The following is a 19,788-nucleotide window of genomic DNA, read 5'->3' as shown; positions in this document are numbered from 1 at the left end:
TCGTGTCCTCCTTTCCTCTGTGGTGAATTATCCCCGCAAAAATAACAAAAAAAGAGCGAGAAGTATCGAAACTTCCCACTCTTCTTTCATTGTTTTATATTCTCTTAATTAAGAATATTATTCTTATAAAGGAACGTATTCTACAAATGCTTCCATTGCTTCGTAAGAAGCCAGTCCTAACTTATCATACAAAGTAGCTGTACCACGGTTGCGGTCTTCGCTACGTTGCCAGAACAAACGTTCGTCATTACCCAAGAACGGAGCGCTTTCCATCTGCGACTGATGTTTCAGGATAGAGTTACGTTTTGCACGAAGTTCTTCCGGACTGATCGGCACTGCCATTTCAATATTTTCGATTTCCCATTCAGCCCACGCACCACGGTACATCCAGATACGGCAGTCTTTCAGCCATTTGGCACCTTCTTCTTTTTCAAGATCAACGGCTGCGAATACGGCGTCCGTACATACACGGTGTGTGCCGTGCGGGTCGGCCAAGTCACCTGCAACGAAAATCTGATGAGGTTTCACTTCACGAAGCAAGTTACGTACGATTTCCACGTCTGCTTCACTGATCGGGTTTTTCTGAATCTTACCTGTTTCATAGAACGGCAAGTCTAGGAAGTGGCATCGTTCCAATGGTATATTGTTATAAGTACAGGCCGTACGGGCTTCACCACGACGAATCAGACCTTTGATAGTCAGAATGTCACGACTGTCCATATCACCATCTTTCTTCTCTTTCAAGAAATTACGTATTTCTGCATATTTCTCATTGATAACCTGATCTGCACTGTTATTGAAGAGTTGGTTGAATCCGTTGATGAAATGCATGAAACGAACTACTTCTTCGTCACCAACGGCGATATTACCGGAAGTTTCGTAAGCTACGTGTACTTCATGTTTTTGCTCTACCAAACGACGAAGCGTACCACCCATCGAAATAACGTCATCATCCGGATGCGGAGAGAAAATGATTACACGTTTCGGATACGGTTTTGCACGTTCCGGACGGTAGGTGTCATCAGCATTAGGTTTGCCACCCGGCCATCCGGTAATGGTGTGCTGTAAATCATTGAAGATTTTGATGTTTACATTGTACGCAGAACCGTAAAGTGCCAGAAGTTCACTCAAACCGTTTTCGTTATAGTCTTTATTTGTCAACTTCAGAATCGGTTTGCCGGTCAACTGACACAACCAAACGATGGCACTACGGATTAGTTTATCATTCCATTCGCAAGAAGTTACCAGCCACGGACGTTGGATACGTGTTAAGTTCATAGCTGCTGAAAGATCAAGAGCTACATGCGCGTTGTTGTGAGTTTGCAGATAAGAAGCCGGAATAGTGTCAGTGATCGCACCTTCCACACATTCTTTAATCATAGCTGCTTTGTTTTCCCCCCATGCAAGCAGATAAACCTTCTTTGCGCCAAGGATAGTGGATACACCCATTGTAATAGAACTGATCGGCGTATTATCCAGCGTTCCGAAAATCTTGGATGCTTCGTTGCGTGATGCATTATCCAACAAAATCAGACGAGTGGTAGAATTCAGTCGGGAACCCGGTTCGTTGAACGCGATGTTACCTACACGGCCAATGCCCAACAAGGCAATATCAATACCTCCGAAGCTTTCGATGCGTTGTTCGTACAGACGGCAATATTCGAAGATGGTATCTTTGGCAATGCTTCCGTCGGGAGTGAATATATTTTGTTTGTCAATATCGATGTGATCCAGCAACATACTCTTCAAAGCATTGAAGTTGCTGTTGATTGCATCGGGAGCCAACGGATAATATTCATACATATTAAATACGATCACATTGCGGAAGCTAAGACCTTCTTCCTTATGCATGCGGATGAGTTCGGTATATACGTGGCTGGGCGAATCACCTCCGGGGAGTGCCAATACGCAGAAGCGTCCTGCTTTTTGTTTTTCGCGGATGGTCTGTGCTATTTCGCGAGCAATATAGTTAGCACCTTCTTCTACGGATTCGTAGATGTCCGTAGGGATTTTTTCGAGTCTTGTCAAGACTGATTTTTCAAATGCATTCTCCGGTCTGTAGTATCTGGGGGAGACCCGGTGGAGACTGATTTGAGAACTAAGATTTGTTTTCATAAAGTTGTTAATTAAGTTATGTAAGATTAGCGTCCTTACGACTGTATTTTCACGACAAAGATACAAAAGAAGTCTATATAATTAACTACCGAATTCTAGGTATTGTTGCTACATGAATCTGTTTTTAACATTTGTTATTTGGCAAATGTTATAGATGGAATTCGTCTGCATCTTTCCATACCGGGAACTTCTCTCTGAATTGGTTGAGAGCAGTGAGATTTACACTGACAGTCGTTATTCCTTCCTTTTCATCTGGAATTGAGCCGATTTCTTCTCCGAAAGCGGAGTAGACTTTACTTCCTCCATTATATGAAAGTTGGTACCCGTCTGTACCTACTCTGTTGACACCGCATACATAGCATTGATTTTCTAAAGCGCGTGCCCGGAGTAGAGTATCCCAAACCAGACGGCGGGGGATAGGCCAGTTGGCTACATATATTAAAAGGTCGTACTCGTTGCCTACGTTTCGGCTCCATACAGGGAAACGAAGGTCATAGCAAACCAGCAGACAGATATTCCATCCATGATAGGGGATGATGAGTCGTTTATCACCGGCCGAAAAGTGTTCAGCTTCCCGTCCCATACGAAACAGATGTCGTTTGTCATAATAGAACTCTTCTCCTTCCGGCGTCAGAAAGAACGCACGGTTATAAAACTGTTCGTTCTCTGTTGCTATATAGCTTCCGCAAATGGCTAGCTGGAATTTGGCGGCCCATTGTTTGAGTGTTGTAATGGTTTCCCCGGAATTTGGCTCTGCCAGTATTTTACTCTGCATACTGAATCCGGTAGAAAACATCTCCGGTAAAACAACAATCTCCGTTATTCCACGAAGACTTTGCAGCTTTTCGTGGAGCAAACGGAGATTTTCTTGTTTATTTTCCCAAACAATATCGGTTTGTATGATAGAAATACGGATAGACTCCATGATAACTAAGTATTATACTTAATACCTAATACTTAAATCATATTTCTCCAAGAGCGAAATTCTCCGGATGTTTTCCTTTGAAATCCTTGAAGTAAAGTTTGATTTCTCTCATGTCCTTATTAATATCTCCTGACGGCATGATAGCTTTCGTTGCCGAAATCGTTTTTTTGCTGTAATCAATACCAATCAGAACGATAGGAACCTGTGCTTTCAAGGCTATAAAATAAAAGCCTTTTTTCCAGTTTGGATTCGCTTTACGGGTTCCTTCGGGAGTGATAGCCAAATTAAACTTTTTATATTCGGCAAATTTATGAACCATCTGATCTACTAGCGAAGTTTTTCGACTGCGGTCGACGGGAATTCCGCCAACTGCTTTGAAAAAGATTCCAAGCGGAAAGAAAAACCATTCCTTTTTCATCATGAAACTTGTCTTACGGCCTATAGCACCATAAAATAGTTTTCCAATAAATAAATCAAGGTTTGTTGTGTGTGGAGCGGCACATATCACGCATTTGTCATAATTAGGCACCGTAACGTTTGTCTTCCACCCTAACAGGCGGTAATAGATAAAGCTATAAATTGCTTTTTTCATTCTGTTGTTAGTTCAATTTCCCTATAGCTTCAATAATCTCGTTTACCTTTGCATTAAAATCAGCACGGAATTTCTTATAAAAACCTTTCACGTTGCCCGGTTCTGTGTGGCTGATGCGAGTAACAAATTCATCCTGCATCTTCAGTACCTCTGCCATCAGTTCATCTGCTTTCACCTTGTCTGTGCCAGGGATGAACATACTGTTGATTAAACACTCGGTGAATAATTCTCCTGCGATATAGTTTACGTTCTTTTTGAGTTCTCTTCTACTTGCCATAATCTTTACATTTAATGGTGAATAATAAAAAATACTTGCGGTAAAGATAGGTACTTTCTTTGATTCTAGCGAATAATACGGGGAAAAACATTATTCAAGCCTGCATCTTCTTGCTGTATTTCTTTATTCAAATAACTTCGCAGGATTGATACTTAAGAATTGTTCGGCTTTCATGCCCCCTTCTCCGACTACGAAACTAGCATACGGTTGATACATTTTGCGTATTTCTTCTAGTCCTGCATTATACATTTCACTGTTGCTTTTTACTTCTATGGCTACAATCCGGTTTTTCTTTTTCAATATATAATCTACTTCCTTATCTTTTTCTCTCCAGTAAAATACTTCATAGTTACCAGTAAATGCGTTGGAAACAATATGTGCACCAATTGCAGATTCAAAAATACGTCCCCATTCTTTTCTGTTGAGAATAGCCTCCTTAAAAGTCAAATCATTATATACGGTTTTTAAAGCATTGTTGAATACCTGAAATTTAGGAGCGCTTGCTCTTTGGCGCGACTTGTCCATTGCAAACTTTTGTAAACCGGTCAGTAAGCCGCTATCTCCCAGTAAGTTTAAATATCCTGCTAGCGTTGTTGTATTTCCAGCGTCTTGTAATGCTCCTACCATTTTGGTCAGCGATACGATTTCACCGGAATAAGAAGTTCCCAGTTCAAAAGTTTGCCGTAATAATGCCGGTTTGCTAATTGGGGAATCGTATAAAATATCTTTATTGATAGTGGCATCTATGATTGCTCCATTGATATATTGTCCCCAGCGTTCTTCATCTTCTATCAAAAAAGCTGCTCCCGGGTATCCACCGAAATAAAGATACTGTTCCAGACTCATATTAAATGCATCCCGCATTTCCGGATACGACCAGTGTGTCATTCTTATCTCTTCAAAGCGACCCATCATCGAGTCTGATAATCCCTTTTCTAACAATACACGTGAAGAGCCGAGAAGAACGACTTTCATATTAATATCATTGAATGTATCTGCATCCCATTCTTTTTTGACTACTTCACTCCAATTTTTTATTTTTTGAATTTCATCGATTATCAGAATAAATTCAGATAATTTTTCTACTCGCATCTGTACTCTTGCCGTATTCCAACAGTCTGAAATCCAAGATGTCTGTGTAGCAGGAATACTATCTGCCGAATAGATTTGATAAGGTAGATTCAGATCATTGACTACTTGTTTGATGACTGTAGTCTTTCCAACTTGGCGAGGTCCTAACACTACTTGCAGGAAATGTCGAGGCTCTTTTAGTCTTTTTGTAATCGTTTGATATTGAACTCTTTTATACATGTTTTCTGTTGTTTATTCAATAGAATGAGTACTTTTACTCAATATATTGATTAGTTTTACTCAATAAATAACGCAAATATACACAATAAGTTGCTTTGTATCATTTTAAATCTACAATTCTTTATCTTTTCTTTAATCATGAAATTAAAGAGTATAAAAATGAATGAAACGGTGCAGAAATGAATGAAAGTTTGGTCTACTATAAAGTTGAAAAACATAAAAACATCTGCCACCTGCAACGAAAAGCGTGTAACACACTAATTAATAAATAGTTGGAACGTTGCAGATACCTGCGGCAGATAGGTTGCAGATAAAGTATCTGCAACACGTTATATAATCAAAGAAAAAGCCTGGATTCCTTTGTGCAAAGCTATGGGATAATTGGGGTGACTCCGTGGAGAAATGGTGGTGTCTCTACGGGGAAACGACAGTATCCTTACGTGGAAACTGTAGTGTCTCGCCTTAGGAACTCTCGTTTCCTGCCGTGGAAACTGTAATTTCTAATGCCGGAAACGACAGTTCCCCGCCTGGAAACGGGAAGTTAATGTATACAATAAACTTTTGCCCTCCTAGAGAATTGGCTTATGTAAGGTTTATACTGTGTGGCAGATACTTTATCTGCAACCTATCTGCCGCAGGTATCTGCAACGCTCCAACTATTTATCAACTAGTGCATTACACGCGTTTGGTTGCAGGTGGCAGATGTTTTCATGTTTTTTCAACTTTATAGTAGGAGGATTACGCATCAAAATTAGGGTCACAACCGTAAGTCATAAAACAGATTCACCTCTGTGCCCTCTGTGTACTCTGTGGTGAAAACAGTGCAGACATGAATAAGATTCACTTCTGCGGCCTATATGGTGAATAAATTCAGAACGTTATAGGAAAGTAAAAGAATAACTTCCACGCGAGTGAAGGTTTTCTTTTACTTTTCTTTTTTTATAATAGCTGCAATCATAAAGTAGCTTACTTTTGTTCTTTCTCTATATATTGTATAATCTAAAATAACTAGTGATGCAAAAAATGAATAAAAATGGATTTAGCCAATGTGCCGGAGCGTACATTGAGCGTTTGCGAAAAGAAGGGCGATATTCTACCGCTCATGTTTATAAGAATGCTCTTTTTTCTTTTAGTAAGTTTTGTGGAACAGGTAACATATCGTTCAGGCAAGTCACCCGGGAGTGTTTACGATGCTATGGACAGCATCTTTACGGGTCCGGATTAAAGCTCAATACGGTTTCTACTTATATGCGTATGTTGCGTAGTATCTATAATCGGGGAGTAGAAGCGGGAAGTGCCCCTTATGTTCCCCGGTTGTTTCATGATGTCTATACAGGCGTGGATATTCGGCAAAAGAAAGCATTGCCTGTGACCGAATTGCACAAACTACTGTATGAGGACCCGAAATCCGAACGTTTGCGTCGTACGCAGACGATTGCAGCTCTGATGTTTCAGTTCTGTGGAATGTCATTCGCGGATTTGGCGCATTTGGAGAAATCTGCTTTAGACCGGAATGTGCTTCAATATAACCGTATCAAGACTAAAACACCTATAAGCCTGGAAATTCTGGAAAGTGCAAAAGAGATGGTGAATCAGCTTCGAAGCAATAAACCCGCTCTTCCTGATTGTCCCGACTATTTATTCGATATTCTGCATGGTGATAAGAAGCGGAAAGATGAAAAAGCATATAAAGAATATCAGTCTGCTCTTCGTCGTTTTAATAATTCTTTGAAGGATTTGGCGAGAGTGTTGCGCCTGGACTCACCCGTCACTTCATATACCTTCCGACATTCTTGGGCCACTACTGCCAAGTATCGCGGAGTTCCGATTGAAATGATTAGTGAATCGCTGGGACACAAATCTATTAAAACCACACAAATATATCTGAAAGGCTTTGGATTAAGAGAACGCACAGAAGTGAATAGAAAGAATTTATCTTACGTTAAAAATTACAATGTAAGTAGGTGATAGATAGGCAAAGCTTTAATAATCAGTATTTAAATGTATCCGTTACTTCTTAGGTAACGGAATCAAATGTGACGCAAAGATAGACAAAAATATAAATAGCAAACAAATATTCTCCCATTTTTTTTCGTTTTATCTGATGCATACGGCAAAAAAAAATCTGAACATGAAATAATCATATCTTCATGCCCTCTGATTTATATGTCCTGTCTTAAAAAGAATTTCCCCCTTCGCTAAAGGCAAAAACTCTTCTACCACTGTAATTGTCGATGTTTTTCTCTGTTCTCATTCCGATTGGTCTTGATTGTGTGTTTTCCGTTACCTAAGAAGTAACGGAATTATATAAGGTAAAAATAGTGGATTAATCAAAAAAGTTTTGAGAATATCTCTATTTAAAAGTATAACATACAAATAAAGATGAAACAAACTAAAGCGGCTTTTAGGAATAAGCCATTTATTTCGTTAAAAGGTAGTATTCTATTTCTGATACTCATTCCGATGAGCGGTCTGGTTCACGCGCAATATTCCATGGGAACAACGGGGCAGTTGATGATACCTACCGCTGAAATGCAGGAGACCGGTACATTTATGGGAGGAGTCAATTTCTTACCCGAGCAAGTTACTCCATCGGTTTTCAGTTTTCCTACCATGAACTATTTTGTAGATATGACTCTTTTCTCTTTTATCGAATTCACTTACCGGATGACATTACTCAAAATGACAACCGGTACAGGCAGGACGGGTTATCATAATCAGGACCGTTCTAATACGATTCGTATTCGTCCGCTAAAAGAAAGTCGCTATTTCCCAGCTGTTGTGATTGGTGGAGATGATCTTTTGACAGAGAAGAAGACTCCATATTGGGGAGCTTATTATGGTGTGTTGACAAAGACTATCGGATTTCGTTCGGGAGACCAATTGGCTGTAACGGCCGGATGGTATATTCATCAAGGTGATTGTCGTGTATTTAATAAAGGACCTTTCGGAGGTGTCCGCTATACGCCTTCTTTTTGCAAAGAATTGAAGTTGATGGTGGAATATGATACGCGTGGATGGAATATGGGTGCTGCCATGCGCTTTTGGAAGCATTTGTCCGTCAATGTGTTTACTCGTGAATTTACATGTGTTTCCGCCGGTCTGCGGTATGAATGTACATTAATGCATTAAAAGAAGATGAAAAGGATTGTTAGTGCGACCGCTGTTTTTCTCTGTGGTATTTCTTTGTTACAGGCACAGCCAGTTCGTGTGAGCGAGACACTGAAAGAGTTGGATATGGAGAATATTTCAGTTGTGGAGAAAAGGGACACGATAACTGCGGCTTTTGAGACCTCTGCTTATAGAGGTATTTATAATGGAATCGGTATTGCCATACGCCATTTGGTTATTATACCGGAAATACCGACTTTGCAGCTACTTATATTAGATAATGCCTTACCACAATTATGCATAACCATCCCTGCAGAATTGATTCAAAAATATCAAGCCGGTGAATGTGCGTTGGATGAAGTGTATCGCAAGATGGGGATGACTACTTCTACCGAAACTGCTGTACGGCAGCTGAAAGGCGTAAAACGAAAAGAAAGTTCTTTCGGTAAGGTCGATTTGGTAGTATATCCCAACGTGATGTTAGTCAATAATGTAACTTATAAGTTGTATAAAGCGGCTCTCGAGTTGCAACCTGCCGTGGAAATGCAATTATGGAAAGGCGCCTCACTACGGATGCAGGTTTCTTTGCCTATTGTAAGTAATGAAGATGGCAAGTGGAACTGCGTTCGCCTGGGATACATGACTTTTCGTCAGGATTTTCGCTTGGCTAATCATTGGAAAGGATACCTCACAGGCGGTAGTTTCTCGAATGACCGTCAAGGACTTGCAGCAGGCATCGGCTATTTTTCAGCAAATGGTCAGTGGACGGTAGAAGGTGGAGGAGGAATAACCGGCTCTGCTCATTTCTATGGTAGCGAATGGAAAATGAGTCAATGGAAAAGAGTCAATGGACAAATTAGTGTAGGATATTATATTCCGGAAGTGAACACCTTGGTGAAAGTAGAAGGAGATCGTTTTATTTATGGCGATTATGGGGTACGCGGAACTCTTTCACGCTACTTCGGCGAATATATTGTAGGTATATATGGTATGTATACAAATGGAGCAACGAATGCAGGATTCAACTTTTCTATTCCATTACCGGGAAAGAAACGCAAGCGACATCTGCTACGGGTAATGCTTCCCGAATATTTTGCTTTTCAGTATGATATGCGTAGCGGGAATGAATATGCCCATCGTTCGTTGGGCGAAAGTTATACTGTTGAACCTAAGTCGGCAGAGAATTCACATTTTTGGCAGCCGGATTATATTCGATATTATTTGATTAAAACGAGTGAGAAGTGAAACATGATTGATATTTTAACTAGTATTTTTAACAAAATTGAAACATTATGAAAAGTGTAAAATGGTTTTATGTGGGTGCCATGGCGATAGCCTTGGGTATGTTAACTTTTGCGACAGTAGCCTGTCACGATGATGATGACGATCCGAAACCGGCAGAAGGGGAAGTAATTGAAACTCCAAAACCGGTAGTGGAGTATTACATTATGGGTACGGTGACTTCTGGGGGAGAAGCAATGAATGGGGTAAAGGTAAAAGTGGGTAGTAAAAATTACACAACCGACTCGAATGGTAAGTTCTCTGTTACAGAAAGTGCTACAGGTACTTATAGTATTGAAGCGTCTTCTAATGGATATCTTTCACAGAAAACGTCAGTTGTCATTGCAGAGAATGCAGAGAATCGTAGTGTGGTAACGGTAGCTCTGGCTCTGACAAAGGAAAGTCGGAAAGAAACGGTGTCAGTAACTGCAGAAGAAGAAATTAAAGTAGAGGATAATAGTGAATCTAATACTACCATTGAAGATCCGGGAGAAGTTGCTCCGGAAGTAGTGGTAGAGGATAAACCACTCGTGAAAGTCGAATTGGCAATACCGGCAGGTGCAATTGATACAGAAGCTAGTGCAAGCCTTATTAGTGATGGGAATGTTGGCATTAGTGTAACAACCTTTGTTCCTGCTCCTGCAGAAGTGACTACTGAAGTGAAGGCTGAAGAAGTGAATCAAAATGTAGAAAAAAGCATACCTTTAGCTGCTGCTAAATTTGAACCGTCTGGTTTGAAATTTAAAAATGATGTTACGATTTCTATTCCTAATCCTATCCCTGGAATAACATTTGCTGATGCTGATATGATACTTACTTATCAGAATCCAGATACAGGAGAATGGGGAGATGCAAAAGATAATGATGGAAATGTAATTAAAAATGTATCTTCTACTACAGAAAATGGAGCTGTCACTGCATATACAGCCGATGTCGATCACTTCTCTGCTTATGCTATAGAGAATAAAGTATACAGCAAGATTAGTAATGAAACTGTGACAACTAATATTCTAGGACAAGCTAGTCGTGATAATAGCGAGAATGCTAAAGCGGTGACTGGCATTGAATTGAAATATAAGGAAAAGTCTGGTTGGGACTATGATAAGAATGATGCTGGTCTTGTTGCTGAAGTTAAATCGCAATTAGGAGCTGGTGCTAGTGCTGAAGATACAAAAACGGTGAATGCAATGGTTGCTTTCATGAAAACTCGTATGTTCTCATTAATGGGATCGGTATCTGGCATTACGGAAACTGAACGTGTTTATAACACTGTAAATGTAAACGGATACACCACTATGAGTTATACTTGCTATGCAAAGGCTCGTACTACCACATTGACGGCTAATGTAAAGTTTAATGGTCAAAACAAGACGGTTTCGATTACAGCAACTCGTTATACCGGAACGGATCATCAATATAAGACGGTTACTTATAATCCGACACATAGCGGCGGTAAGGGTGGTAGTATTTAAGATGTTTTATAGTAAGGGGCTTGGATTCGTTTGTAGCATTGAATCCCTGCCTTAGCCGATTAGGAAAAAGTACAGAGGTACATCTTTACCTAATCGGGGCCACGCATCAGATCTTATTTTGATGCATATTTCCCTGAATATCAACTGTCTGTGAAGATCGTTGATATGATTTTGATATTGTTTGTCTAGTTGATAGCAGTATAATTAAGTTTTGATTATTCAATTTAAGATAAAACCCTTTTGAATGTACTCCTTTTTTTTCAATAAACCCTTTTGGAGCATGTTCATATAGAGTATAGAAGGAGGAGGTCACTGTGAAGCGGTCTCCTCTTTTGCTCTTCGAAAATACTGTATTACTGCAAGTAGTATTGCTAAAATCTGTCTTTCTTGGAGTGTTATTATATTCTTTGTTGACTAGATTTGACTAGAAGTAATACCCTAAATTCACAAAACAACTTCCTTTGTCCGTCTGATTGGAATACCCCAACGATATTTCCAATGGTCCGAAGATGCTGTCCATTCCATAACCTGCACTAACACCGAATAATTGCTTGCCTTTCAATATATCGAAGAAATTACTATCCGTTAGCCCGTAATTACCCGTCAGCGTGAGATAATGAATGGCTCCCATGCGTTGTCTGAATTTAATAGACGCAATCATTATGGTGTTATCCATCAATTCCAGGTTGGTAACCCCGGCAAACGGCAATTGCTGTGGAATATAGAAACCGGGTACGTCACCGCCAATGGCATTTTGTAGTGGATAAGGAAAATCTCTTCCGATCAGGATACGTCCATAAATGGAAGGAATGACGGAGAAACGGCGGGTCACAGGGATGACACTTGCCCACGAAGCATTCAATGCTGAAAATGGAGCATGGTCGTTGTATTGTGCCATGTTATCCGTATAAAGCGAATAGGTAGCTCTGAAGTCACTTCCTTTAGAAGGGAAGCGTCCTTTATCATAAGTATTATATTGCACTTGGGCAAAATAACTTAGAAAGTGTTCGGATTCTACTTTCAGATCGGAGATTTCAGGTTTCTTGAACAGGAAATCTTTGTACTTGTAATATTCAAAACGCAGACCGAGTCCGAAGCGGAAATTCTTGTACCATACATCGGAGAAACCGAATTCTGCCAGATGATATTTATACGTTGTATTATAGGCGCGGTCACCTTCCTCGTAAATGTTGATATCGTTGTATTGGAACATATACGAGAAGTTGAAATTACGTTGCTGCATGGGTTCCAGCGTATAGTCTATGCGGGCAGCATATCGTTTACCCAATCGACCGGTAAGAGCCAGACGGGAAGGAATATGAGTTTTGAGGTCTGCCGTTGCATTCACCAACAAAGACGCGATTTCTTCCGAATCGAAACGGATGCCCAGATTGATTCTTCTTTCATATTTTTCCTGCAACAGGAAGTTGAGGTGATAACCTTCAGGAGTCTCTTTCAACGTATAGCTGGCACTGGAATAGGATTGGCTGCCACGTAATTGATACAAGGCCTGTTCTATTTGTAGAGTGGTAATGTCACTGTTTTCTTTCAGATTACATTTCTTCATCAGCCATTTTTTATCATCCACCTCTACACCGGAAAATGAGATGTCCGTCACATAAACTGTGCGTGCATTGGAAAGAGAAGAATAAGGGCCATGTTGCTTCGGAGTATAATCTTCGGTTATTCCTATCTTCTTTTTCAAGGCAAGCAACGAATTCCATTGTTCTTTAGCCGCTTCTTCGCCTCTTCGCATCAGAGTGTCGATGGCAGCCGGAGTAAAACTGGCAGATGAATATCCCTCCACATTGACACGGATATAAGTGTCTGTGAGGTCTACATTTTTTTCATGGTTAGACTGGCAGGTGATGTCTACAATCTGCCCCAGAATATCGGGGACGCTGTTGAGCTTGTCAGCCTTCTTCAAAGCATTCTGCACGTCTACTCCGATAATAATATCGGCTCCCATGGCTTTTACAACATCTGCCGGATAGTTGTTTACAATGCCGCCGTCCACTAATACCATGCTGTCTTGCCGTACCGGAGTGAATACACCCGGAATAGCCATGCTGGCACGCATAGCGGTTGAGAGTATTCCGTCATGGAATACAATTTGCTCTCCATTGACAACATTGGCTGCCACACAAGCAAAAGGAATGGGAAGTTTATTGAAGTCGATAGAGTCATGATACCCCACAGTGAGGTCTGAAAATAGGTTGGCCAGATTTTGCCCTTTCATGAGTCCTCCGGTAGCAGCATCTTTGGGAGTTTTGGTGAAAGGGATAGAGACTGTATATTTTTCAGACCGTTCACGATCAGTCAATGACATGGCACTTCGTTTGATACGGTCGCTCAACAGGAATGTCCAATCTTGTTTCCGTACCATGCTGTCCAATTGTTCCGTAGTATAACCGATGGCATAAAGGCCACCTACGATAGCTCCCATACTGGTACCGGCTATGTAGTCGATAGGGATTCCGGCTTCCTCAATTACTTTCAGTGCTTTGATGTGTGCCATTCCTTTGGCACCGCCGCCGCTTAGAACGACACCTACCTTTTTCCTTTGCTCTTGAGAATGCAAAGAAAAAGGCAATAAGATGCCAATTGATAAAACTAATGTTGAAAAGATTTGTTTTTTCATTAGGATGTGGTCTAGTGTTGATGTTTAATATAATACAAATGTAGAGCATAATTTGTTTAGTTGTTGAAATGGGAACTAAAAAAAATGTTCCAAAAGTCGGAAATGTGGATTTTTTCTACACCATACAGTGAATTTCCACACTTTCTGCAAAACGAAGAAATATCTAATGCTTTGATTTTAAGCAAATAATGCAGGTAACGCATTTTTGGTATATGAGTTGTAAATAAGGATATAGAACAAACATAAGTTAAATTAAATAATAAGATTCGATATGAGATTATTCTTTTCGAAACATGAGTTGAAACTGAGGAGAAAGAGAACCATTGCTGCTATTATGTGTATGGTAGTTGTGTTGGGTGTGTATTGGATACTGACCCGACCTCAGAAGGCTGCGCCGGAAATGCCGACAGTCATTGTTGAACCGGTAGTGAAAGACGACGTAGAGATATACGGAGAATATGTGGGGCGTATTCGTGCCCAACAGTTCGTCGAAGTACGCGCCCGTGTGGAAGGTTATCTGGAAAATATGCTTTTTGCCGAAGGGACATATGTCAATAAGAATCAGGTTTTGTTTGTAATCAACCAGGACCAGTATCGTGCCAAAGCAGATAAAGCCAGAGCGCAATTGAAAAAAGACGAAGCGCAGGCTTTGAAAGCGGAACGTGATTTAAAACGTATCCGTCCGTTGTTTGAACAGAACGCTGCAAGTCAGTTGGACTTGGATAATGCGGAAGCCGCTTATGAAAGTGCCGAGGCAACGGTAGCCATGAGCGAGGCGGATTTGGCACAGGCTGAACTGGAATTGGGTTATACCATTGTTCGTTCGCCTTTATCGGGACACATTAGTGAAAGAAATGTGGACTTGGGTACGTTAGTCGGTCCCGGAGGAAAATCATTGCTTGCTACCATTGTGAAGAGTGATACAGTGTTGGTGGATTTCAGTATGACAGCACTCGATTATTTGAAGAGTAAAGAAAGAAACATTAATTTGGGACAGCAGGATTCCACCCGTTCCTGGCAGCCGAATATTACCATTACATTGGCGGATAATACCGTCTATCCATTTAAAGGATATGTGGATTTTGCCGAACCGCAAGTCGATCCTCAAACCGGAACTTTCTCTGTACGTGCAGAAATGCCGAATCCGAAACAAGTATTGTTGCCGGGACAATTTACAAAGGTAAAGTTGTTGCTGGATGTTCGTGAAGGTGCACTTGTTGTTCCGATGAAAGCCGTTACCATCGAAAAGGGTGGAGCATATATTTATACCATGCGCAAAGATAATGCGGTAGAGAAACGTTTTATCGAATTAGGACCGGAAGTCGGGAATAATGTGGTGGTAGAAAGAGGACTGGCAGAAGGAGAAATGGTGGTTGTAGAAGGGTTCCATAAGTTGACTCCGGGCATGAAAGTACGGGTCAGTGATCCGGAAGCCGAAGCTGGGGACAGTATAACTACGACAAAAAATGAAGTGACCGGAGTAAAAGAAAACACTACCGGAACGAAGGATAACGCGAAAGGAGAATAAACGATGAAAGTTACTTTTTTTATAGATAGGCCGGTCTTCTCGGCCGTAATCTCCATCGTGATTGTGATTGTCGGCATTATTGGTCTGACGATGCTTCCGGTGGATCAATATCCGCAGATTACCCCTCCGGTGGTGAAGATCAGCGCATCCTATCCGGGTGCCAGCGCACTTACCGTGTCGCAGGCAGTAGCCACTCCGATTGAGCAGGAAATCAATGGTACGCCGGGTATGCTTTATATGGAATCAAACAGTTCTAACTCCGGAGGTTTTTCGGCAACGGTCACTTTTGATGTATCTGCTGATCCGGATTTGGCAGCCGTTGAGATTCAAAACCGTGTGAAATTAGCGGAATCCCGTTTGCCGGCGGAAGTCATTCAGAATGGTATTTCAGTAGAAAAACAGGCTCCCAGTCAGTTGATGACGCTTTGTTTGACTTCTACTGATCCGAAGTTCGACGAAATTTATTTGAGTAACTTTGCTACTATCAACGTGCTCGATGTAATTCGCCGTATTCCTGGGGTTGGACGTGTATCTAATATAGGTAGCCGCTATTATGCGATGCAGATATGGGCGCAACCCGATAAGTTGGCAAACTTTGGGCTGACCGTACAGGATTTACAGAATGCATTGAAGGATCAGAACCGTGAATCAGCGGCCGGTGTATTGGGACAACAACCGGTGCAGGGACTGGATATTACCATTCCTATTACGACTCAAGGACGTTTGTCTACCGTAGGGCAGTTTGAAGATATTGTAGTGCGTGCCAATGCCAACGGATCTATTATCAGGTTGAAAGATGTGGCGCGTGTATCGTTGGAGGCTTCTTCCTATAACACGGAAAGTGGTATCAACGGCGAGAATGCCGCTGTGCTTGGCATTTATATGTTGCCGGGAGCAAATGCGATGGAAGTAGCCGAGAGGGTCAAAGAGGCTATGGATGAGATTAGCAAGAATTTTCCGGAAGGATTGAGCTATGAGATTCCGTTCGATATGACGACTTATATTTCCGAATCTATTCATGAAGTATATAAGACGTTGTTTGAAGCGTTGGTATTAGTTGTATTGGTGGTTTATCTATCCTTGCAGAGCTGGCGTGCAACGTTGATTCCGGTAGTAGCGGTGCCTATTTCATTGATCGGTACTTTCGGATTCATGTTGATTTTCGGTTTCTCGCTGAATATACTGACATTACTCGGATTGATTCTTGCCATCGGTATTGTGGTGGATGATGCGATTGTGGTGGTGGAAGGCGTAGAACATATCATGGAAACGGAACATCTAAGCCCATACGAAGCAACGAAGAAAGCGATGAACGGACTTGCTAGTGCTTTGATTGCCACATCACTGGTATTGGCGGCAGTGTTCGTTCCGGTTAGTTCTTTAAGTGGGATTACAGGGCAGTTGTATCGCCAGTTTACGGTGACGATTGTGGTGTCCGTACTTATTTCTACGGTAGTGGCTCTGACATTGAGCCCGGTGATGTGTTCATTGATTCTGAAGCCGGATAACGGAAAGAAAAAGAATATCGTTTTCCGGAAGATTAATGAATGGCTGGGCATCGGTAGCAATAAATATGTGGCTGCCGTGACTCGTACGATCAAGCATCCTCGCCGGGTTTTAAGTGCTTTTGGTATGGTATTGATCGCTATTATGCTGATTCACCGTATTATTCCGACCAGTTTCTTGCCTGTAGAAGACCAGGGATATTTCAAAATTGAATTGGAACTGCCGGAAGGAGCTACTTTGGAACGTACCCGTATCGTAACAGAACGTGCCATTGCTTATTTGGAGAAGAATCCATATATCGAATATATACAGAATGTAACGGGAAGTAGTCCGCGTGTCGGAAGTAACCAGGGACGTGCTGAACTGACGGTGATCCTGAAACCTTGGGAAGAGCGGAAGAGTACCACTATTGAGAAGATTATGGATACGGTGGAAAAACATTTGAGGGAATATCCCGAATGTAAAGTCTATCTGTCCACTCCTCCGGTTATTCCGGGACTGGGTAGCTCGGGAGGTTTTGAAATGCAATTGGAAGCTCGTGGAGAAGCCACTTTCGATAATTTGGTAGACGCGGCAGATACATTAATGTACTACGCATCCAAGCGCAAAGAGCTGGCTGGTCTGTCATCTTCTTTGCAGTCGGAAATACCACAACTCTATTTCGATGTAGACCGTGACAAAGTAAAGATGCTGGGTGTGCCACTGGCTGATGTGTTCTCTACCATGAAGGCTTATACCGGTTCGGTGTATGTGAACGACTTTAATATGTTCAACCGTATATATAAGGTTTACATTCAGGCGGAAGCTCCTTACCGGGAACACAAAGACAATATCAATCTGTTCTTCGTGAAGGCCTCCAATGGAGCGATGGTACCGTTGACTTCTTTAGGAAATGCCTCCTATACCACAGGACCGGGAAGTATTAAACGTTTCAATATGTTTACTACGGCCGTTATTCGTGGAGCAGCTGCACAGGGATATAGTTCCGGACAGGCGATGGAAATCATGGAGCAGATTGCCCGTGACCATCTTCCCGATAATATCGGTCTTGAATGGAGTGGCCTTTCTTATCAGGAGAAGCAGGCGGGAGGTCAGACTGGTATGGTGATGGCATTGGTATTCCTGTTCGTATTCCTCTTCCTTGCTGCCCAATACGAAAGTTGGACGGTGCCTATTGCCGTGTTGCTCTCTTTACCTGTTGCCGCTTTGGGAGCCTATTTAGGAGTCTGGGTTTGCGGATTGGAGAACGATGTCTATTTCCAGATTGGTCTGGTAATGCTGGTGGGACTTGCCGCTAAGAACGCGATTTTGATTGTAGAGTTTGCAAAAGTACAGGTAGATAAAGGTGAAGACCTGGTGCAGTCGGCTATCTACGCAGCCAAATTGCGTTTCCGTCCGATTCTGATGACTTCTCTCGCATTCGTACTCGGTATGCTTCCGATGGTATTGGCAAGCGGTCCGGGGTCGGCAAGTCGGCAGGCAATCGGTACAGGTGTATTTTTCGGAATGATATTTGCCATTGTATTCGGTATCATTCTTGTGCCGTTCTTCTTTGTGATGGTGTATAAAACAAAGTCGAAAATTTTAAAACATAAGAAATAATGAAACGAAAGAAACTATATATTGCTATCCTGTTACTTGCCGGAGTCTTGACTTCCTGCAAGGTAGGGAAAAGCTATGTCCGTCCTGATCTTCATTTGCCCGACAGCTTGGAAAGAGCGCAAGACTCGATCAGCTTCGGCGATCAGGACTGGAGGGATATTTATACGGATGCTACCTTGAGAAGTCTGATAGAACGTGCACTGGATCATAACAAGGATATGTTGATTGCCGCTGCCCGTGTGAAAGAAATGGCAGCACAGAAACGTATTTCCACCGCTGCGTTACTTCCGGATATCAAAGGAAAAGTAACGGCAGAACGTGAACTCGAAAATCATGGAGGAGATGCTTTCAAGAGATCAGAGACCTTTGAAGCACAATTTCTCGTTTCATGGGAACTTGATCTTTGGGGAAATCTGCGTTGGGCACGTTCGGCCAGTATTGCCGAGTATCTGCAATCTATCGAGGCACAACGCGCATTGCGGATGACGATTGTTGCTGAAGTGGCACAGGCTTACTATGAATTGGTTGCTTTAGATACAGAACTGGACATTGTAAAGCAAACATTGAAAGCCCGTGAAGAAGGAGTACGTTTGGCGCGTATCCGGTTTGCCGGCGGATTGACTTCCGAGACTTCCTATCGGCAGGCGCAGGTGGAGTTGGCGCGTACGGCAACTTTGGTTCCTGACCTCGAACGTAAAATCTCCCTGAAAGAAAATGATATTGCCTATCTTGCGGGTGAATATCCTAATAAGATAGCCCGTTCCCGTTTGCTTCAGGAATTCAACTCTCCGGAAACACTTCCTGTTGGATTGCCGTCTACATTATTGGAACGTCGTCCCGACATTCGTCAGGCAGAGCAGAAATTGATTGCTGCCAATGCGAAAGTGGGAGTGGCTTATACAAATATGTTCCCGCGTCTTGCCCTGACAGGTGGTTTCGGTAGTGAAAGTACTTCTTTGTCGGAACTTTTGAAATCTCCATACGCAGTGATGGAAGGAGCTTTGCTGACTCCGATCTTTGGTTGGGGAAAGAATCGTGCGGCATTGAAAGCAAAAAAGGCAGCTTATGAAGCTGAAGTACATAGTTATGAAAAAGCTGTACTGGAAGCTTTCAAGGAAACACGTAATGCGATTGTCAACTTCAACAAGATCAAGGAAGTGTACGAACTTCGTGCCAATCTGGAACGTTCGGCCAAGAGCTACATGGACCTGGCACAACTGCAATACATCAATGGAGTTATTAATTATCTGGACGTATTGGATGCCCAACGTGGATATTTTGATGCACAGATTGGGTTGAGTAATGCTATCCGTGACGAGTTGATTGCGGTAGTTCAACTCTATAAGGCTCTTGGTGGAGGCTGGGAACAAAATCCCTAGAATTATCATATCGATTCAGTCATTGAAGAAAACGTAAAGGCTATCTCC

The 19,788-nt window shown here is 41.9% G+C and carries 13 protein-coding genes; 7 read left to right on the top strand and 6 right to left on the bottom strand.

What is annotated here, in order from left to right:
* Positions 1-123: 123 nt before the first annotated feature.
* The 5 genes from BSAG_RS02135 to BSAG_RS02155 all read right to left on the bottom strand — a co-directional run bounded on the left by BSAG_RS02135 (position 124) and on the right by BSAG_RS02155 (position 5,220).
* Positions 124-2,115: a glucosamine-6-phosphate deaminase gene (locus BSAG_RS02135; RefSeq protein ID WP_004312593.1), complete on the bottom strand. Its 1,992-nt coding sequence runs from the start codon at positions 2,113-2,115 to the stop codon at positions 124-126.
* 148 nt (positions 2,116-2,263) lie between these two features.
* A complete protein-coding gene (locus BSAG_RS02140) occupies positions 2,264-3,040 on the bottom strand; it encodes an amidohydrolase (RefSeq protein WP_004312590.1) in 777 nt (258 codons plus the stop codon).
* 37 nt (positions 3,041-3,077) lie between these two features.
* The gene (locus tag BSAG_RS02145) at positions 3,078-3,632 is read right to left on the bottom strand and encodes a 1-acyl-sn-glycerol-3-phosphate acyltransferase (protein WP_004312588.1); all 555 of its coding nucleotides are present in this window, start codon (positions 3,630-3,632) and stop codon (positions 3,078-3,080) included.
* 7 nt (positions 3,633-3,639) lie between these two features.
* The gene (locus BSAG_RS02150) at positions 3,640-3,909 is read right to left on the bottom strand and encodes a hypothetical protein (protein ID WP_004306027.1); all 270 of its coding nucleotides are present in this window, start codon (positions 3,907-3,909) and stop codon (positions 3,640-3,642) included.
* 123 nt (positions 3,910-4,032) lie between these two features.
* Positions 4,033-5,220, bottom strand: a complete 1,188-nt coding sequence (locus BSAG_RS02155) for an ATP-binding protein (RefSeq protein ID WP_004312586.1) — start codon at positions 5,218-5,220, stop codon at positions 4,033-4,035.
* A gap of 1,014 nt (positions 5,221-6,234) precedes the next feature.
* On the opposite strand from BSAG_RS02155, the gene BSAG_RS02160 reads away from it, so the two are divergent.
* The 4 genes from BSAG_RS02160 (at position 6,235) to BSAG_RS02175 (ending at position 11,084) form a co-directional block, all read left to right on the top strand.
* On the top strand, positions 6,235-7,188 hold the full coding sequence (locus BSAG_RS02160) for a tyrosine-type DNA invertase cluster 3b (protein ID WP_004314983.1): 954 nt from the start codon (positions 6,235-6,237) through the stop codon (positions 7,186-7,188).
* Positions 7,189-7,602: 414 nt separating this feature from the next.
* Entirely contained in the window at positions 7,603-8,352 is a 750-nt protein-coding gene (locus tag BSAG_RS02165) for a YjbH domain-containing protein (protein WP_004325599.1), read from the top strand.
* 6 nt (positions 8,353-8,358) lie between these two features.
* Positions 8,359-9,576 carry a hypothetical protein gene (locus tag BSAG_RS02170; RefSeq protein WP_004314980.1) on the top strand — a complete coding sequence of 406 codons (1,218 nt, stop codon included), beginning with the start codon at positions 8,359-8,361 and terminating at the stop codon, positions 9,574-9,576.
* Between the two features lie 47 nt (positions 9,577-9,623).
* Complete coding sequence (locus BSAG_RS02175) at positions 9,624-11,084, top strand: carboxypeptidase-like regulatory domain-containing protein (protein ID WP_004314979.1); 1,461 nt, start codon at positions 9,624-9,626, stop codon at positions 11,082-11,084.
* 424 nt (positions 11,085-11,508) lie between these two features.
* Here BSAG_RS02175 and BSAG_RS02180 read toward each other — a convergent pair whose 3' ends face one another.
* Complete coding sequence (locus tag BSAG_RS02180) at positions 11,509-13,725, bottom strand: patatin-like phospholipase family protein (protein WP_008643980.1); 2,217 nt, start codon at positions 13,723-13,725, stop codon at positions 11,509-11,511.
* Between the two features lie 271 nt (positions 13,726-13,996).
* On the opposite strand from BSAG_RS02180, the gene BSAG_RS02185 reads away from it, so the two are divergent.
* Genes BSAG_RS02185 through BSAG_RS02195 form a run of 3 tightly spaced genes read left to right on the top strand, consistent with a single transcriptional unit; the run spans position 13,997 to position 19,740 of the window.
* The gene (locus BSAG_RS02185; RefSeq protein WP_004314976.1) at positions 13,997-15,253 is read left to right on the top strand and encodes an efflux RND transporter periplasmic adaptor subunit; all 1,257 of its coding nucleotides are present in this window, start codon (positions 13,997-13,999) and stop codon (positions 15,251-15,253) included.
* A 3-nt stretch (positions 15,254-15,256) separates the two neighbouring features.
* Positions 15,257-18,361, top strand: a complete 3,105-nt coding sequence (locus BSAG_RS02190) for an efflux RND transporter permease subunit (protein ID WP_004314975.1) — start codon at positions 15,257-15,259, stop codon at positions 18,359-18,361.
* Positions 18,361-19,740, top strand: coding sequence for an efflux transporter outer membrane subunit (locus BSAG_RS02195; RefSeq protein WP_004314974.1), 1,380 nt, complete (start codon positions 18,361-18,363; stop codon positions 19,738-19,740). The genes BSAG_RS02190 and BSAG_RS02195 overlap by 1 nt, the downstream gene beginning before the upstream one ends.
* Positions 19,741-19,788: the final 48 nt, after the last annotated feature.

Origin of the sequence: Bacteroides sp. D1 (assembly GCF_000157095.2) — a bacterium.
GTDB classification, from domain to species: Bacteria; Bacteroidota; Bacteroidia; order Bacteroidales; family Bacteroidaceae; genus Bacteroides; species Bacteroides xylanisolvens.
Note: the sequence above shows the minus strand (reverse complement) of the source record. Positions and strands in the feature narration are given on the sequence as shown.